The organism is Dickeya chrysanthemi NCPPB 402 (assembly GCF_000406105.1).
GTDB lineage: Bacteria > Pseudomonadota > Gammaproteobacteria > Enterobacterales > Enterobacteriaceae > Dickeya > Dickeya chrysanthemi.
In genome coordinates, this window is record NZ_CM001974.1 from 833,532 (window position 1) to 848,521 (window position 14,990).

Here is a 14,990-nt window from a genome sequence, read left to right on the forward strand (position 1 = left end):
CGCATTGCGTTTTGTCCTGCAACTCGAATTATTTTGGGTATATATATTAAGGAAGGCGGTTATTTTTTCAGGGCGGCGATTTTCTGCTCTACGGCAGCGCACCAGAGTACCGAATTGCGTGACGGCCAGGACGAGGCGGGCAACTGGCTTTCCACCGCCTGCTGCCAGACTGGTGAGCCTATGTCGACATTACCCAACTGCGCGCGCGTATTGACCAGCGATTCTATCCAGTTATTCCATTCCGGACTGCGGCACGGGTATTGCGAAGCCAGTACGGCGCCGCTAAAGCTGCTTGTCAGCAGTAACAAGGCGATGGCGGCAATGTGTGTTTTCATCCTTCTTATCCTCTCACTCTTTCTTGGGGACGCTGATTTTGCTCAATCAGTTTATGGGTGGAGCGCGGCCGGTAACGGACGATAAAAGACAGCATAGCCGCGCCAGCTGTCCTGTCGCACATGTTCCTCTTCGTTCAGGCTGACTACACGGTAGTACGGCGCGCCCTGTGCATCGGCCTGACGTTGTATTTCCCGAACGGCATCATCCAGGCTGCCGCGGACATTGACCGAAACACCCCCTGTTTTTTCCAGCAGATAGCTCTGTTCTCTGGAGACTTCAACGGCGTGTTCAGCGGGCGGCGGCGGCGGCATCGGCTTGCCGACCAGTAAGCTACAACCGGCGAGCGGCATTGACAGTACCGCGACTATTAATGCCCGGTGCAAAGGCATCAGGTTAAGTAGCCATGATGGGCGAGTCATAACGTGACGTTCCATTTAATCCGGTGCAACCCGAATGGGTCGTTAACGTGAATCAGGCGTAATGCTTTGATAGTGTAGCGCCTTGATGCAGACAGGGATACCACTGGCGTGTAAAGGAATACGTCTCGACACGGCCTGCGCCGGAATAGCGAAGGCCGTGAAGGGATCAGTGCTGGATGCGGAACACGCTGACCACATCGCTCAGATGGTGGCCTTTTTCGCGTAATCCCTGCGCGGTGCTTTCCGAGTTTTGCACCAGCGAGGCATTTTGGTTGATGGCTTGTCCGATCTGGTTGATCGCCACATTCACCTGCTCGATTCCCAGAGCCTGCTCATGCGAGGCGATATCAATGTCATTGATAATGGTACTGACCTGCTGGATACGTTGCAGCAAGTCATCCATCGCCGTGCGGGTTTTTTCCGAGAAATGGTAGCCGGTTTCGACCTGATGCAGCGATTCGGCGATCAGCTCTTCGATTTCTTTTACCGCAGAAGAACTGCGCTGAGCCAGCGAGCGTACTTCGGCGGCGACGACGGCAAAACCTTTGCCGTGTTCGCCCGCGCGCGAGGCTTCCACCGCAGCGTTGAGCGCCAGGATATTGGTCTGAAAGGCGATCGACTGGATGGTGGTGGTGATGTCGGCGATTTTCTGCGACGAACGTTTGATTTCGCCCATGGTTTCCACTGAATCCGTCACCGTCTTGCTGCCGCTTTGCGCGGCGCTGGCGCTTTCTGCCGCCAGCCCTTTGGCGGTGGAAACATTGTCGGCATTCTGTTTTACCGTCGAGGCCAGTTGTTCCATGGTCGCAGACGTTTCTTCCACGCTGCTGGCCTGGCGGGAAATCTGCTCGCTGATGTTGCCGCTGTCTTCGGCCAGTGCGTCAGTGCCGATGGCGATCTCCTCGGCGGCATCGCGTACCTGAGACACCAGCCGCGTCAGGCCGTGGCCCATACTGTTGATTGCATCAACCAGGCGGCCGACTTCATCCTGGCTCTCGGTGGTGAGTGTGGCCTGTAGATTTCCGGCGGCGAATTGCTCCGCCACTTTTACCACTTCATCCAGAGGGCGAGTCAGCCAACGGCGGGTGAGGTAGATAAAGAATGCGGCAAACAGCACCACCAGTGTGATACCGCCGCCGAGGAACAGATTACGGATGGTGTTGATTTCCGCCAGCAGACTGGCCTTGCTGATGGTGCCGACCACCACCCACTTCCATTGCGGTACGCTGCGGTACACCATCACCTGCGTGCGGTCATCGCCACTCAGGCTGTTGTCGTCGTACTCCAACTGGCCGTTGTCGTTTGCCAGTACCTGTTGCAGTACATCGCCGGACCAGTTGGGCTTTTGCCCGGACAATGCCGGATGAACCAGATAAGTGCCTGCCGTCGCACCGGCTTTACTGAGCGCAATGAAATGGCCGCTATCGCCGATGCGTTTGTCCAGAATGCGTTTTTGCATTTGGGCGAATTCTTTGCTGATATCAATGCCGACGAACAGAATGGCGATGACGTTGCCGCTGGCATCGGTAACCGGTTTGTACTGGGTGATGTATTGTTTGCCGAACAGCACGGCCAGACCGCTAAACGACTTGTTGGCGGATACGGGAGCAAAGGCCGGGCTGGCGCGATCGAGTTTGGTGCCGATGGCGCGTGAACCGTCTTCTTTTTTGAGCGATGTGGTGATACGTACGAAATCGTCGCCGTCGCGCACGAAAACAGTGGAAATGGCACCGGTGCGATTAAGAAAGTCGTCGGTAACGGCGGTGTTCATATTCAGAACGGTATCGCCGGATTTGAGTGTCGGCGCGGTTGTACCGCTGATAGGTAACCGCGCCTGATTATCCATGGTAAAACGAGAAGGAAGAAAGCTGGCAAACAGATTAGTATAGCTGTCGACGCTGGCCTGCAGGCTGGCGTCGTACATGGCTATCATATCGGTAATACCTGTAACCTGACTTTCCATGTCATGCATTGTCAATGATTCCAGTTTCTCACCGGCCGAGCGTGTCAGACTGAGGCTGAATGTAATAAACAGCACAGCCACACTCAGGGAGGCAATGACTGAAAGTTTGACACCGAGGCTCCAGCGTCTAAAAGCAAGCTGCATGATAATTCTCTTTATTGTGGAACGTTGTTGGGATTGACTACTGCCGTTAACGGCAAAAAAGTGCGAAATTTTACACTAACTGGTGCTTTTGTAACTAATTTGATCAAGATCATTGCGATCTGTTTTTAGATGTATTGGATGTTGTCAGAGGTTAAACGGTATACGGAGTAATTGTAGGTGTTTTTTACGGTTTTACCTGTCAATCAACAAAGAAAAGGAGGCGGGAATGATAGAGATAGGAAATGAGGATATAGCGGGAGTCGAGGTGTTGCATGCCTTTCCTGCCGGCAGCGGAACACAACCCTTGCCCACCATTTTCTTCTTTCATGGCTACACCTCCTCCAAAGAGGTTTACTCGTATTTTGCGTACGCGCTGGCGAAGGCCGGTTTTCGGGTTATTGCGCCGGATGCACTGATGCACGGCGCACGCTTTGACGGCGATGAGGCGCAGCGCTGGCGCGGCTTCTGGGACATTTTGCTTAATAATGTTCAGGAACTGCCCGTCTATCTGGCATGGTGCCGTGAGCGGGGGTTGATTGACGAAGACCGGGTCGGGATTTGCGGCGCATCAATGGGCGGCATGACGGCACTGGCGGCGATGACGCAATACCCCTGGCTGCGGTCGGTGGCCTGCTTTATGGGGGCCGGCTATTTTTCGTCGTTGTCGCAGACGCTGTTTCCGCCGGTCATGCCGGATGAACCGGGGGCGCAGGCGCAGTTGCAGGCGTTGGCGGCACGCGTGGCGCCTTATGACGTGGGCCATCAGTTGGATAAGGTGTCTGACCGGCCGCTACTGCTCTGGCATGGCCTGGCCGATGAGCTGGTACCGGCATCGCAGAGCGAACGGTTGTATCGGGAGCTGACGGCGCGTCAGTGCCATCAACACCTAACCTACCTGACCGAAGCCGGTATCGGCCACAAAATTACCCCGACCGCCCTGCAGGCCGGCGCGGATTTCTTCTTGCGCTCGCTCTGACTCTCCCGCATTCGGCCTGACCTCAATCAGCCGTCATCTTACCTGTTTCCGTTCTCCCGAACGGAAATCAGCGATTTGGCTTGTTTTCCCATGAGGTGCTCATTATAATTACGCGTCATTTTTTTCAGCCGTACACACAACACGTTCCTTGCTTCCATGGGCCGCGGCTGACCCTGACAGGAGGCTGAATAATCCGTAAGGAGCAATTCGATGCGTCATTACGAAATCGTTTTTATGGTTCATCCTGACCAGAGCGAACAGGTTCCAGGTATGATCGAGCGTTACACCGGTGCTATCACAGCAGCGGAAGGCAAGATCCATCGTCTGGAAGACTGGGGCCGCCGTCAGCTGGCTTACCCGATCAACAAACTGCACAAAGCACACTACGTTCTGCTGAACGTTGAAGCGCCGCAGGAAGTGATCGATGAGCTGGAAACTAACTTCCGCTTCAACGACGCCGTTATCCGCAGCATGGTTATGCGCGTTAAGCACGCGGTAACCGAAGCATCTCCGATGGTGAAAGCGAAAGACGAACGCCGTGAGCGTCGTGACGAATACGCTGAAGCTGATGATGATGCTGAAGTTGGGGATTCTGAAGAGTAATTGTCGTGGTGACGGCCAATCGGCTGGAGCTGTCTGGCACCGTGTGCAAGACGCCCATTCGAAAAGTCAGTCCGTCAGGTATTCCGCATTGTCAGTTTGTGCTTGAGCACCGTTCAATGCAGGAAGAAGCCGGACTCAGCCGACAAGCATGGTGCCGTATGCCCGTGATTGTTAGTGGACACCCGTCACAGGCATTTACCCACAGTATAACGGTCGGTATGCAACTCAGGGTTCAGGGGTTCATCAGTTGCCACCAAGGGCGCAATGGCCTCAGTAAGTTGGTGCTGCATGCCGAGCAGATTGAATTGATTGATTCTGGAGACTAGCCAAATGGCACGTTATTTCCGTCGTCGCAAGTTCTGCCGTTTCACCGCGGAAGGCGTTCAAGAGATTGACTATAAAGACATCGCAACGCTGAAAAACTACATCACCGAAAGTGGTAAAATTGTACCGAGCCGCATCACCGGCACCCGTGCAAAATACCAGCGTCAACTGGCCCGCGCTATCAAGCGTGCGCGCTACCTGTCTTTGTTGCCGTACACTGATCGTCATCAGTAATCGGCCACTGTCCATTAACGAGACTTTGAGAGGATAAGGTAATGCAAGTTATTCTGCTGGATAAAGTAGCAAACCTGGGCAGCCTGGGTGATCAGGTTAACGTTAAAGCGGGCTATGCTCGTAACTTCCTGGTTCCGCAGGGCAAAGCTGTGCCGGCAACCAAGAAAAACGTTGAGTTCTTCGAAGCCCGCCGCGCTGAACTGGAAGCCAAACTGGCTGACGTTCTGGCTGCTGCCGAAGCTCGCGCAGAGAAAGTTAACGCGCTGGCTTCCGTAACCATCGCTTCTAAAGCCGGTGACGAAGGTAAACTGTTCGGTTCTATCGGTACTCGCGACATCGCTGATGCGGTGACCTCTGCCGGTGTTGAAGTATCGAAAAGCGAAGTTCGTCTGCCGAACGGCGTTCTGCGCACGCTGGGCGAGCACGAAGTGAGCTTCCAGCTGCACAGCGACGTATTCGCTAAGCTGAACGTTGTTGTTGTAGCCGAGTAATTTTTACTTCGCTGCACGATAACGCGTAAAACGCTGGCCTTGCGCCAGCGTTTTGCATTGGTAAGCCAGCCAAAGCGGCCTATCATCAACGTGTGTATCACCAAGTGGCATACGAGATGAATGAGCCTGTCCAATTAATGCGTGTTTATGATGCGCAGCCCCCTTTTTCTTCCCCCACGTTTTTGGTCGACCGGCTATGGCCGCGCGGTATTGCCAAAAGCCGTCTGCCTGATGTCGTCTGGCTTAAAGAAGTTGCGCCAAGTCATGAACTGCGGCGCTGGTATCATGCTAACCCGATAGAATGGGAGGCTTTCGCCGGTATGTATCGTGCTGAACTGAGTCGGCATGATGTGTGGCAGCCGCTGGCGGCGTTACTGCGCCGGAGCGAGCCGATAACCTTGCTGTACGGCAGTCGGGATAAAGAACGGAATCATGCGATAGTATTGCGTGATTTTCTGGCTGAACCATTGACGATCAGCGAACGCGGATAAAAGAACCGTCTTGCTGGCGGGCGAACTGTACTTGCTGACCATCCGGGGTGTCGATTTCAAGCTGGCTTACCATACCCTGCGTATTGAGCTGCAACCGAACGTTTTGCCCGGCGTGCAGATTGCTGAGCGGCTTGCTTTGCCCTTCCACCTGCGCCATGGCAAAAACATCGCTGACGGGAAGATTGTTGTCGCGAAAGAGTTGCGCCAGCGTCTGGCCGGATGCAATTTGATAGGATTGCCAGTTGGGGCCAGACGTCGCCGGGCGCGGCGTCTGGTTGGCGGTGGCCGTGGGGGCCACCAGTTGCGCCTGTATCGGTGCGGTTGAGCTAAGCGGCACCTCCACCTGACGGGAGGGCATGGGCGCCGGGGGCGACACCGGCCACAGCAGTACCAGCAACAACAGACACAGCAAGAGCAGAATACAACGACGGTGAAAATAGGGCAGCGGTTCCATCCAACTGAAATCATCCGGCAGATGCCAGAGCGTTCGCAGCCAGGATGGCTGTCTGCGAAGACGACGGCGTGAGGCGGGGGGCGGAGAAACCGTTTCCGCCTCATCTGCGCTTTCTTCCGGTTCACCCGGGATCGCCTTACGTTGGCGCCACTGTGCCAGCCAGTTCCGGCATGACTGCCATAACGTCAGGCGATTCCAGGCGGATTGCTTTCTCCTGGGCGCGATTCTGCCCATGGTGACCTCTCTTAGAACCGTATTAAGGTAAAAACAACCTAATTATATCGGTAATTGCCGACAGATAACCAGTTAAGGCCATCTTCATTGGCAACCGGTGCCGCAAACATGAGCGGTCTGACGCAACGGGGGCTTCGACGCGGCCGGATCGTGACAGAACGTTTTACCCTCAATCGACTCGCTGCTATGCTGCGTTTTCGTATTTTTCATATTAAAGGAACATTCATGACAACGCCTTCTTATGACAGCGTCGAAGCACAGGCAAGCTACGGCATTGGCCTGCAGATTGGTCAACAATTGCAGGAATCCGGTCTGAAGGGATTGATTCCCGATGCGTTGCTGGCGGGGCTGTGCGATGCGCTGGAAGGAAAAGCGCCGGCGGTACCGGTTGATGTGGTGCATCGCGCGTTGCGCGAAGTCCATGAGCGGGCGGATGAGGTTCGTCGCGAACGTCAGCGTGAGCAGGCGGCGGAAGGTCAACGTTTCCTCGACGCCAACGCGGCCAAAGAAGGGGTAAACAGCACCGAGTCCGGCCTGCAGTTCCGTGTTTTAACCCAGGGTGACGGCGCGATCCCCGCACGACAGGATCGTGTTCGGGTTCACTACACCGGTCGATTGATCGACGGTACGGTATTCGACAGCTCGGTGCAGCGCGGCCAGCCGGCTGAATTCCCGGTCAGCGGCGTGATCCCGGGCTGGATTGAAGCGCTGACGCTGATGCCGGTCGGTTCAAAGTGGGAACTCTATATTCCTCAGAATCTGGCGTATGGCGAGCGTGGCGCCGGCGCGTCTATCCCGCCGTTCAGCGCGCTGATTTTTGAAGTGGAACTGCTGGACATTCTGTAAGTGTTTCTGCCGGGTCGTCATGACCCGGCCATCTTTACTCTGATCGGTCAGGCGTGAACCGCGCCAGCCTCCGTGTTTATCCGCTCATCATCCGTGCCGGTCTGCTGATTCCGTGTGGTGTAACCGCCCGATACACCGTGTAAAGGCGACCTGACGATGGTGCCGTGATGCTGATTTCAGTAAGCGACGCCGAGCCTGAATTGCTTTCCTGAAGTTATTAATATTTAGCCATTTTCCGATAGCGGTTAATCATTGCGCATCGTATAAGTGAGTCATCCGCCGCATCGCGGTGAATCAGAGGTTAATATTATGATTAAGCCACTTTTACTGGGTGCCATCATGATGGGTGTTCTGGCGTCGGCGATGCCTGCCGCACAGGCCGACAGTCTGAGTCTGGCACTGCCGGGTGTGTATCTTCACATCGGCGATCGTGACGAGCGTGGCTATTACTGGGACGGCAATCGGTGGTGCGATCCAGACAGCTGGTCTGCGCGTCGCCATCATCATGCCCGCCAGGTTTATTACCAATATTATGACTATGCACCGCCTCCCCCGCCACGCCGTGTTGTGGTGGTAGAAGCTCCGCCTCCGGTTTACGTCGTTCCGGCCGGGCCTCGCGGGCCTGGCCCCGGATGGGGCTGGGGGCCGCACCACGGCGGTGGTCCGCGCTGGTAGGCCTGTCGCTGATAACGCGGAATAACAAAAAAACCGTGCTTGAAAAGAGCACGGTTTTTTACGTGATGATCACGGCTATATGGCGGACGGCGTCGGTTATTCTCCCCGCAGCGCACGCGGAAACAGCTGGTTATTTTCCAGATGGATGTGCTCCATCAGGTCGTCGATAAATTCGTTGATGCCGGTGTAGAGCGCGCGCCAGGTGGTGCAGGCGTTGTCCGGCGGAGTTACGTCGTTGGTGAGGGTTTTGATCACGTCCAGTTGCTGACCGGCATCATCGTGCTCGTGTTCCATTACCGAAATCGGCCCACCCGCCTGGGTTCCCATACCGGACTGAATCATCGGGAACAGGATCCGCTCTTCTTTCATCATATGTTGCGTCAGGTCGTCATGGATCAGGGTCAGTTGTTCCGTCAATCCAATCGGACAGCCCGGTTTGTCGTGATGTACGCGTTCGACTTTCTCCGCCATGCGGATCAGTTCCGGCAACTGCGCGCGGTGACGATCGTGGAAGCGGCTGATGATGTGCACAATCATCTCGCCGAGGGATGCCTGCTGCCAGTCTTTTTCCGTGGATGGCTGAGTTGCCAGGTCGGCCAGACGCGATTCGAGCATATCGATATCCAGCGCCCGCTTGGTGGCTGCTCGCAGCAGTGTTTGTTTGCCGCCGCAGCAAAAATCGAGGTTGAATTCACGAAATAACGCGGTAGCGCGAGGGATGGTGATGGCCAGCTCGCCTAATGATTGGTCGCGGTAGTGCATGGTGGGTACCCTTTGAACGGTGTAATTTATAAAATGTATTTTAAATGCATCTTTAAAGATTAGCTATCCCCAAAAAGGATTACCGGGAGAAAAATGAAAAAACCGCGCCGACGAGCGCGGTTTGACGGCGGGTTATTTTTGCAGATCCAGACGGTACACGGCGAAGCCTACCTCATCGTTACCCACCAGTGTCAGCGGGTACTGCGATTTTTCCTGAATAAACGCAGCGGCTTTCGGCGACGGCGAGGTTTCCACCCGGATATCTAACGGGGTATCACTGACAATCTTCGCCAGACGCCAGTTGTTATCCGCCGACGGTTTTACCTCGCCGGATTTTTTCGTTTCGGTACTGATGTAGGCGGCCAGTACCGCACGGTTTTCATCCGGCGAAGCGAACGCAACCTGTTTTTCACCGGTGCCGGCGAATTTCTCGCCGTAAGCGCGGTAGTTATTGGTGGCGATCAGGAATGTGGCTTGCGGATCGATAGGCTTGCCGTTAAACGTCAGATCTTTAATGCGATGAGCATTACTGTTGATCAACTGACATTCGCCATCGTAGCGGGCAGGCTGTGTCACATCGACCTGATAATTTACACCGTCGATAACGTCAAAGTTGTAGGTACGAAAGCCATCCCAGTTGATAAGCGACTGCGGTTCGCGCTTGTGCACATCAATCTGGTTGAACTGACCGGCAGAACATTCCAGCCATTCCCGCACCTGCTCGCCCTTCACCTTCACCACCACCAGCGTGTTAGGGTAGAGGTAAAGATCGGCGGCGTTACGGAAGGTTAACCGGCCTTTTTCGACTTCCACATAGCTTGCCGGATCGTTCTTACGGCCACCCGCCTTGAACGGCGCCGCTGCGGAGAGTACGGGGAGTTCCGCCAGATCCGGATCGCCCTGAATAAAATGCTCGACGTAGGCTTTCTGCGCATTGTTGACGATCTGGACCGTCGGATCATCCTGGATCAACGACAGGTAGCTGTACATGTTGTCAGAGGATTGACCGATAGGTTGGCCGACAAACTCGCGGGTTTTCTGATGCGCATCCGCCAGCACGTTGACTAACTGCGCGTCTTCCGCCGCCAGTGATTTCTTCTGCGCTTTGTCGAAAATGGGGCGGGCTTCCGCCTTGCCTTCGGTTACTTTCCACTGGCCGTTATCATTGTTCAATACCAGATCGACCACGCCAAGATGGTCGCCCCACTGACCGGGCATCACGGCGGGAACGCCATTCAGCGTGCCTTTGGCGATGTCGGCGCCTTTGATGCCGGCGAAATCCTTGCTCGGGAACACGGCATGAGCGTGGCCGAACATAATGGCGTCAATACCGGGGATTTGGCTTAAGTAGTAGACCGAGTTTTCCGCCATCGCTTTGTACGGTTCGGCCGACAGGCCGGAATGCGGGATGGCAATCACTACGTCCGCCCCCTGTTTACGCAATTCAGGCACCCATTTTTTGGCGGTTTCGGTGATATCCGCCACCGAGACTTTGCCGCTCAGGTTGGCTTTGTCCCACACCATGATTTGCGGCGGTACGAAGCCGATATAACCAATGCGCAGTTCGTGGGATTTGCCGTCACGATCTTTCACCGTTTTCTTTTCGATCAGGTAAGGTGTAAACAGCGGTTTGCCGGTTTTCGCGTCCAGCACGTTGGCGTTGATATACGGGAAGTGGGCGCCTGCCAGCGCCTTATGCAGGTAGTCCAGCCCATAGTTGAACTCATGGTTGCCGATATTGCCGACGGCGTAATCCAGTGTGTTCATCGCCAGATAGACCGGGTGTACATCGCCTTGTTGTAATCCTTTGGCGGCAACATAATCTCCCAGCGGGCTGCCCTGAATAATGTCGCCGTTATCGACCAGCACGCTGTTGATGGCTTGCTGGCGGGCGGCCTGGATCAGGCTGGCGGTACGGACCAGTCCGAATTTATCCGTCGGACTGTCTTTGTAGTAGTCATAGTCCATCATATTGCTGTGAAGATCGGTGGTTTCCAGCACCCGTAAATCGACGGTGGCTGCCTGAGTCGCGGTAGCGATAGCTATCGCAAGCAAGCTCATCACCAGCTTATGCTTCATAAAGGTTGCTCCTGTGAGAGGTATTGGCATGGCAACGCCTGCCGCTCGGGCGTTTGTCCGATTTACTGGCGGCGAAGCTTGAATGTATATCGCAGATTTTGATGAATATAGTGTTAAATATCAGTCTGAAGTGTGAAGCATGACATATACCCGCCTTCCTGCCACGCGAATTGTTTGGGATAGAATGCCGGGGACAGACATAAAAATGGCCTACATATCACGAGGTGAAACGATGTTAGAACAGATCTGCCAACTGGCGCGTGAAGCGGGAGACGCCATCATGCAGGTATATAACGGCCAGCAACCGCTGAATGTGGCGCATAAAAAAGACGACTCACCGGTGACGGCGGCTGATTTGGCGGCACACCAGGTGATTGCGCGTGGGTTAGCCATGCTGTCCCCCGAGATTCCGATGTTGTCGGAAGAGGATCCGCAGGCGTGGTCCGAACGTCGGCACTGGCAGCGTTACTGGCTGGTCGACCCGCTGGACGGCACGAAAGAATTTCTTAACCGCAACGGCGAATTTACCGTCAATATCGCGTTGATTGATAACGGTCAGCCGGTATTGGGGGTGGTGTATGTGCCGGTGACCGGCGTGATGTACGCCGCGGCAGAGGGCAAAGCCTGGAAAGAAGAGAACGGCACGCGTCGCGCCATTCGGGTGAAAGACGCCAGGCCGCCGCTGGTGGTGGTGAGCCGTTCCCATGCTGATGCCGAACTGGAAGACTATTTGCGTCAGTTAGGCGAGCACCATACCGTGTCCATCGGTTCGTCGCTGAAGTTCTGTCTGGTGGCGGAAGGTAAGGCCCAGCTTTACCCGCGTTTCGGGCCGACGAATGTCTGGGATACCGCGGCAGGGCACGCCGTGGCGCTGGCTGCCGGTGCACAGGTGTATGACTGGCAAGGGCGTGCGCTGTCTTATGCGCCGCGTGAATCCTTCCTGAATCCGGGGTTCCGGGTGTCGATCTTCTGATGCGTCTGCTTTGTCGGCCGTAATATTCCGGCCTGACCCTTCCTGATCACATCAACGGCAGGCCAACGTGTCTGCCGTTGATGTGGCCTTCACCTTTCCACCTTTCATGCTACTTACGGCGCATTGTCGTTTTTTGGTCATATTTTCACGGTAGATTGTCGGCCGTTAGTGAGGTTGCCGTGGCATATACGCATTTGCGGCATACCGTACATACGGCAATAACTTGAATGTTTATACTGATTTAAAAAGTATGGCATTAATCTATTCTGTAAAATTATGTAAGTGACGTCAAAAATTCTGTTATTGCGCGAACTAATCATAGAATAAAGACACTAATCTGTTGTACATGATTGCCACGCTCGGCATCACCTGGCCCGGATGAGGGGCGGCGCGCGTGGCGTAGAAAAAACGGGAGGAGAGGAAGACGATGAGGATCTTCGAGCGTTACAATCCCCTGAAGGTTGCCAAGTATGTGAAAATCCTGTTTCGTGGAAGACTCTACATCAAAGGGATTGGCGCTTTTGAATTTGATCAGGGCCGCATTTTGTTGCCCAAAACGCAGGATAAACAGCATCTGGTCGTGATGTCTGAAGTGAACCGTCAGGTACTGAAATTGCAGGCTGAACTGGGGTGAGAGTGAGAGGCCCCCGTGTTTGTAACAGGAAAACGGCCCGTTGACGGGCCGTTGTTATTTGTAGCGTCCAGACAGTAGCGCCAAGACAAATGTGAAAGTGGACTTAGGCCGGAGGCGTTTCGGGGTTAACCGTCGTTCTTTCTTCCAGTCGGGTCACCAGCAATTGGTCTATCTTGTAGCTGTCGATATCCACCACTTCGAATTTATACCCGGCGTAGCGAACAAAATCGGTACGTTTGGGGATCTTGCGCAGTGTGTACATCATAAACCCGCCGATGGTTTCGTAGTTGTCGGAGTGGGGGAACTCGTCAATGCTCAGCGCGCGCATCACGTCTTCTATCGGCGTGCCGCCTTCGATAAGCCAGGAGTTCTCGTCACGGGCGACAATCTGCTCTTCCAGCCCCTGACCCACCAGATCGCCCATCAGCGTGGTCATCACGTCGTTGAGGGTAATAATCCCTACCACCAGCGCGTACTCGTTGAGGATGACCGCAAAGTCTTCGCCGGCGGTTTTGAAGCTTTCCAGCGCTTCTGACAGTGTCAGGGTGTCCGGCACGATCAGCGCAGGCCGAATCTGGACGCCGCTGGTTAATTCCAGGCTCTGATTGCCCAGCACCCGATTGAGCAAATCTTTGGAATCCACATAACCGACAATCTGATCAATCGTGCCGTTACAGACCAGAAATTTAGAATGCGGCTGGTGGGCGATTTTCTCTTTGATCTGCGTTTCATCTTCGTGCAGGTCGAAATAGACTACGCTTTCGCGCGAGGTCATTGAAGACGGCACGGTGCGTGATTCCAGTTCGAACACGTTTTCGATCAGCTCATGCTCCTGTTTACGCAGCACGCCGGCCAGGGCTCCGGCTTCCACTACCGCATAGATGTCGTCAGGCGTGATGTCTTCTTTGCGTGCCATCGGCAGCTTGAATAACCGAAAAATCAGGTTCGCCAGACCGTTGAACAGCCACACCAACGGGCGGAATACCAGCAGACAGAAGCGCATGGGGTTGATAATCCGAATGGCAATCGCTTCCGGGGCAATCATACCAATGCGTTTCGGCGTCAGGTCGCCAAACAGGATGAACAGACTGGTAACCAGCACAAATGAACAGATAAAACTGGCGCGGGCGCTCATGTCCTGCGGCAGAAAGCTGGCGAACAGCATTTCGAAATACGGGGAGAACGCAGCGTCGCCGATGATACCGGCCAGGATGGCGACGGCATTGAGGCCGATCTGAATCACCGTGAAGAAGATGCCCGGTGTTTCCTGAAATTTCAGCACCAGCACGGCGTTCAGGTCGCCCTCGTCGGCCATCAGCTTCAGCTTGATTTTGCGCGAAGCGGCTAACGAAATTTCCGAAAGCGAGAAAAACGCACTAATGGCGATAAGACATAAAATAATTAACAGACTGTTTAACATAGTTTTTTCGCACAGTCGTCGCGGACGGCGAACCTCTGAAAGGGAATGTCATTATGGGCGCGCTTGCGCCGCAAAAAGGACCGGAAACCGGTCCTGTGGGCGCACAGTATAGCAGGCGTGGTGAAATAGCCGCCAGCTTTAGCGCTTATCCCAGAGCCCCAATGGGATAGGCTCTTAGCCCTGCGGCGGCAGGCAAACGCCTATACCGCCCAGCCCGCAATAACCGTGCGGGTTCTTGTGCAAGTACTGCTGGTGCTCGTCTTCAGCATAATAAAACGGCCCGGCAGGCTGGATTTCGGTGGTGATGTCGCGGTTGTCGCCTGCTTCGCGCATCGCCTGTTGAAAGCGCTGGTAGCTGGCTTTTGCGGCGGTGTCTTGCTCCGGCGTTAGCGGATAGATCGCGGAACGGTATTGCGTACCGATATCGTTACCCTGCCGCATACCTTGCGCCGGGTTATGGTTCTCCCAGAACAACTGCAATAACTGCCCATATCTCACTACTGTGGGATCAAACACCACCCGCACCGCTTCCGCATGGGCGGTTTTGCCGGTACAGACTTCCCGATACGTCGGGTTAGGGGTATAACCACCGCAATACCCCGACGCCGTGCTGTACACGCCGGGCTGTTGCCAGAACAGCCGTTCTACCCCCCAGAAACAGCCCATAGCGAAGATAGCCTCCTCCATATGGTCCGGTACGTGGGTCATGGAGTGCTGATTGACTGCGTGCAGACGGGCGACCGGCATCGGCGTCGTACGGCCCGGTAGGGCATCCGATTTACTGATCAACGGTGTCTTGTCAACGTTCGTTATCACCTTTGGCTCCTGATTATCACCCTGTGTTTCGCCATTTTCAGAGCATAACCGAGTTAATGCGCTCTGTCTTTATGGCGAAATAGCATAGCAATGTGACAAGGATGTGGATGGGGCAC

Annotated in this window: 18 protein-coding genes; 10 read left to right on the plus strand and 8 right to left on the minus strand. The window is 54.8% G+C overall.

Features of this window, described 5'->3' with window-relative positions:
• Window positions 1-59: 59 nt before the first annotated feature.
• The 3 genes from DCH402_RS03750 to DCH402_RS03760 all read right to left on the minus strand — a co-directional run bounded on the left by DCH402_RS03750 (window position 60) and on the right by DCH402_RS03760 (window position 2,862).
• Window positions 60-335, minus strand: a complete 276-nt coding sequence (locus DCH402_RS03750; protein WP_039999783.1) for a hypothetical protein — start codon at window positions 333-335, stop codon at window positions 60-62.
• Window positions 336-386: 51 nt separating this feature from the next.
• Window positions 387-755 (minus strand): biofilm peroxide resistance protein BsmA, encoded by a 369-nt coding sequence (bsmA, locus tag DCH402_RS03755; RefSeq protein ID WP_050583255.1) that lies wholly within the window; start codon window positions 753-755, stop codon window positions 387-389.
• Between the two features lie 166 nt (window positions 756-921).
• Window positions 922-2,862, minus strand: coding sequence for a methyl-accepting chemotaxis protein (locus tag DCH402_RS03760; RefSeq protein ID WP_081642124.1), 1,941 nt, complete (start codon window positions 2,860-2,862; stop codon window positions 922-924).
• A gap of 226 nt (window positions 2,863-3,088) precedes the next feature.
• Here DCH402_RS03760 and yjfP point away from each other — a divergent pair, with 226 nt between their 5' ends.
• The 6 genes from yjfP (at window position 3,089) to DCH402_RS03790 (ending at window position 5,981) form a co-directional block, all read left to right on the plus strand.
• Window positions 3,089-3,838 carry an esterase gene (gene yjfP, locus DCH402_RS03765; protein WP_039999786.1) on the plus strand — a complete coding sequence of 250 codons (750 nt, stop codon included), beginning with the start codon at window positions 3,089-3,091 and terminating at the stop codon, window positions 3,836-3,838.
• 210 nt (window positions 3,839-4,048) lie between these two features.
• Complete coding sequence (gene rpsF, locus DCH402_RS03770; RefSeq protein ID WP_012768533.1) at window positions 4,049-4,441, plus strand: 30S ribosomal protein S6; 393 nt, start codon at window positions 4,049-4,051, stop codon at window positions 4,439-4,441.
• Window positions 4,442-4,446: 5 nt separating this feature from the next.
• Window positions 4,447-4,767 (plus strand): primosomal replication protein N, encoded by a 321-nt coding sequence (gene priB, locus DCH402_RS03775; RefSeq protein ID WP_039999789.1) that lies wholly within the window; start codon window positions 4,447-4,449, stop codon window positions 4,765-4,767.
• Window positions 4,768-4,771: 4 nt separating this feature from the next.
• On the plus strand, window positions 4,772-4,999 hold the full coding sequence (rpsR, locus tag DCH402_RS03780) for a 30S ribosomal protein S18 (RefSeq protein ID WP_000135199.1): 228 nt from the start codon (window positions 4,772-4,774) through the stop codon (window positions 4,997-4,999).
• Between the two features lie 41 nt (window positions 5,000-5,040).
• Window positions 5,041-5,490 (plus strand): 50S ribosomal protein L9, encoded by a 450-nt coding sequence (rplI, locus tag DCH402_RS03785; protein ID WP_039999792.1) that lies wholly within the window; start codon window positions 5,041-5,043, stop codon window positions 5,488-5,490.
• A gap of 116 nt (window positions 5,491-5,606) precedes the next feature.
• Window positions 5,607-5,981, plus strand: a complete 375-nt coding sequence (locus DCH402_RS03790; protein WP_039999795.1) for a DUF488 domain-containing protein — start codon at window positions 5,607-5,609, stop codon at window positions 5,979-5,981.
• On the opposite strand, the gene DCH402_RS03795 is transcribed toward DCH402_RS03790, so the two are convergent.
• Entirely contained in the window at window positions 5,965-6,669 is a 705-nt protein-coding gene (locus DCH402_RS03795; protein ID WP_039999796.1) for a LysM-like peptidoglycan-binding domain-containing protein, read from the minus strand. The genes DCH402_RS03790 and DCH402_RS03795 overlap by 17 nt on opposite strands.
• Before the next feature lie 225 nt (window positions 6,670-6,894).
• On the opposite strand from DCH402_RS03795, the gene fklB reads away from it, so the two are divergent.
• Both fklB and DCH402_RS03805 read left to right on the plus strand, forming a co-directional pair.
• Window positions 6,895-7,515 carry an FKBP-type peptidyl-prolyl cis-trans isomerase gene (fklB, locus tag DCH402_RS03800; protein ID WP_040003352.1) on the plus strand — a complete coding sequence of 207 codons (621 nt, stop codon included), beginning with the start codon at window positions 6,895-6,897 and terminating at the stop codon, window positions 7,513-7,515.
• A gap of 309 nt (window positions 7,516-7,824) precedes the next feature.
• Window positions 7,825-8,190: a DUF2502 domain-containing protein gene (locus DCH402_RS03805; protein WP_012768539.1), complete on the plus strand. Its 366-nt coding sequence runs from the start codon at window positions 7,825-7,827 to the stop codon at window positions 8,188-8,190.
• Window positions 8,191-8,286: 96 nt separating this feature from the next.
• Here the strand turns inward: DCH402_RS03805 and ytfE are convergent, their stop codons facing one another.
• Window positions 8,287-8,952, minus strand: a complete 666-nt coding sequence (gene ytfE / locus DCH402_RS03810) for an iron-sulfur cluster repair protein YtfE (RefSeq protein ID WP_039999797.1) — start codon at window positions 8,950-8,952, stop codon at window positions 8,287-8,289.
• A 132-nt stretch (window positions 8,953-9,084) separates the two neighbouring features.
• Window positions 9,085-11,031 (minus strand): bifunctional 2',3'-cyclic-nucleotide 2'-phosphodiesterase/3'-nucleotidase, encoded by a 1,947-nt coding sequence (locus DCH402_RS03815; RefSeq protein ID WP_039999798.1) that lies wholly within the window; start codon window positions 11,029-11,031, stop codon window positions 9,085-9,087.
• Window positions 11,032-11,263: 232 nt separating this feature from the next.
• Here DCH402_RS03815 and cysQ point away from each other — a divergent pair, with 232 nt between their 5' ends.
• Together cysQ and DCH402_RS03825 are read left to right on the plus strand one after the other, a co-directional pair.
• Window positions 11,264-12,004 carry a 3'(2'),5'-bisphosphate nucleotidase CysQ gene (cysQ, locus tag DCH402_RS03820; RefSeq protein WP_039999800.1) on the plus strand — a complete coding sequence of 247 codons (741 nt, stop codon included), beginning with the start codon at window positions 11,264-11,266 and terminating at the stop codon, window positions 12,002-12,004.
• A gap of 427 nt (window positions 12,005-12,431) precedes the next feature.
• Complete coding sequence (locus DCH402_RS03825; RefSeq protein ID WP_012768543.1) at window positions 12,432-12,638, plus strand: DUF1107 domain-containing protein; 207 nt, start codon at window positions 12,432-12,434, stop codon at window positions 12,636-12,638.
• A 103-nt stretch (window positions 12,639-12,741) separates the two neighbouring features.
• Here DCH402_RS03825 and paeA read toward each other — a convergent pair whose 3' ends face one another.
• On the minus strand, window positions 12,742-14,058 hold the full coding sequence (paeA, locus tag DCH402_RS03830) for a polyamine export protein PaeA (RefSeq protein WP_039999802.1): 1,317 nt from the start codon (window positions 14,056-14,058) through the stop codon (window positions 12,742-12,744).
• A gap of 174 nt (window positions 14,059-14,232) precedes the next feature.
• Window positions 14,233-14,871, minus strand: coding sequence for a peptide-methionine (S)-S-oxide reductase MsrA (gene msrA, locus DCH402_RS03835; protein ID WP_040003354.1), 639 nt, complete (start codon window positions 14,869-14,871; stop codon window positions 14,233-14,235).
• Window positions 14,872-14,990: the final 119 nt, after the last annotated feature.

What these genes read in the sequence shown, in the direction of transcription:
- rplI (WP_039999792.1), top strand. Translation starts at nt 5,041, where the DNA reads ATGCAAGTTATTCTGCTGGATAAAGTAGCAAACCTGGGCAGCCTGGGT.
- rpsR (WP_000135199.1), top strand. Translation starts at nt 4,772, where the DNA reads ATGGCACGTTATTTCCGTCGTCGCAAGTTCTGCCGTTTCACCGCGGAA.
- DCH402_RS03825 (WP_012768543.1), top strand. Translation starts at nt 12,432, where the DNA reads ATGAGGATCTTCGAGCGTTACAATCCCCTGAAGGTTGCCAAGTATGTG.
- paeA (WP_039999802.1), bottom strand. Translation starts at nt 14,058, where the DNA reads ATGTTAAACAGTCTGTTAATTATTTTATGTCTTATCGCCATTAGTGCG.
- cysQ (WP_039999800.1), top strand. Translation starts at nt 11,264, where the DNA reads ATGTTAGAACAGATCTGCCAACTGGCGCGTGAAGCGGGAGACGCCATC.
- rpsF (WP_012768533.1), top strand. Translation starts at nt 4,049, where the DNA reads ATGCGTCATTACGAAATCGTTTTTATGGTTCATCCTGACCAGAGCGAA.
- yjfP (WP_039999786.1), top strand. Translation starts at nt 3,089, where the DNA reads ATGATAGAGATAGGAAATGAGGATATAGCGGGAGTCGAGGTGTTGCAT.
- DCH402_RS03750 (WP_039999783.1), bottom strand. Translation starts at nt 335, where the DNA reads ATGAAAACACACATTGCCGCCATCGCCTTGTTACTGCTGACAAGCAGC.
- ytfE (WP_039999797.1), bottom strand. Translation starts at nt 8,952, where the DNA reads ATGCACTACCGCGACCAATCATTAGGCGAGCTGGCCATCACCATCCCT.
- DCH402_RS03815 (WP_039999798.1), bottom strand. Translation starts at nt 11,031, where the DNA reads ATGAAGCATAAGCTGGTGATGAGCTTGCTTGCGATAGCTATCGCTACC.
- fklB (WP_040003352.1), top strand. Translation starts at nt 6,895, where the DNA reads ATGACAACGCCTTCTTATGACAGCGTCGAAGCACAGGCAAGCTACGGC.
- DCH402_RS03760 (WP_081642124.1), bottom strand. Translation starts at nt 2,862, where the DNA reads ATGCAGCTTGCTTTTAGACGCTGGAGCCTCGGTGTCAAACTTTCAGTC.
- DCH402_RS03795 (WP_039999796.1), bottom strand. Translation starts at nt 6,669, where the DNA reads ATGGGCAGAATCGCGCCCAGGAGAAAGCAATCCGCCTGGAATCGCCTG.
- bsmA (WP_050583255.1), bottom strand. Translation starts at nt 755, where the DNA reads ATGACTCGCCCATCATGGCTACTTAACCTGATGCCTTTGCACCGGGCA.
- DCH402_RS03790 (WP_039999795.1), top strand. Translation starts at nt 5,607, where the DNA reads ATGAATGAGCCTGTCCAATTAATGCGTGTTTATGATGCGCAGCCCCCT.
- DCH402_RS03805 (WP_012768539.1), top strand. Translation starts at nt 7,825, where the DNA reads ATGATTAAGCCACTTTTACTGGGTGCCATCATGATGGGTGTTCTGGCG.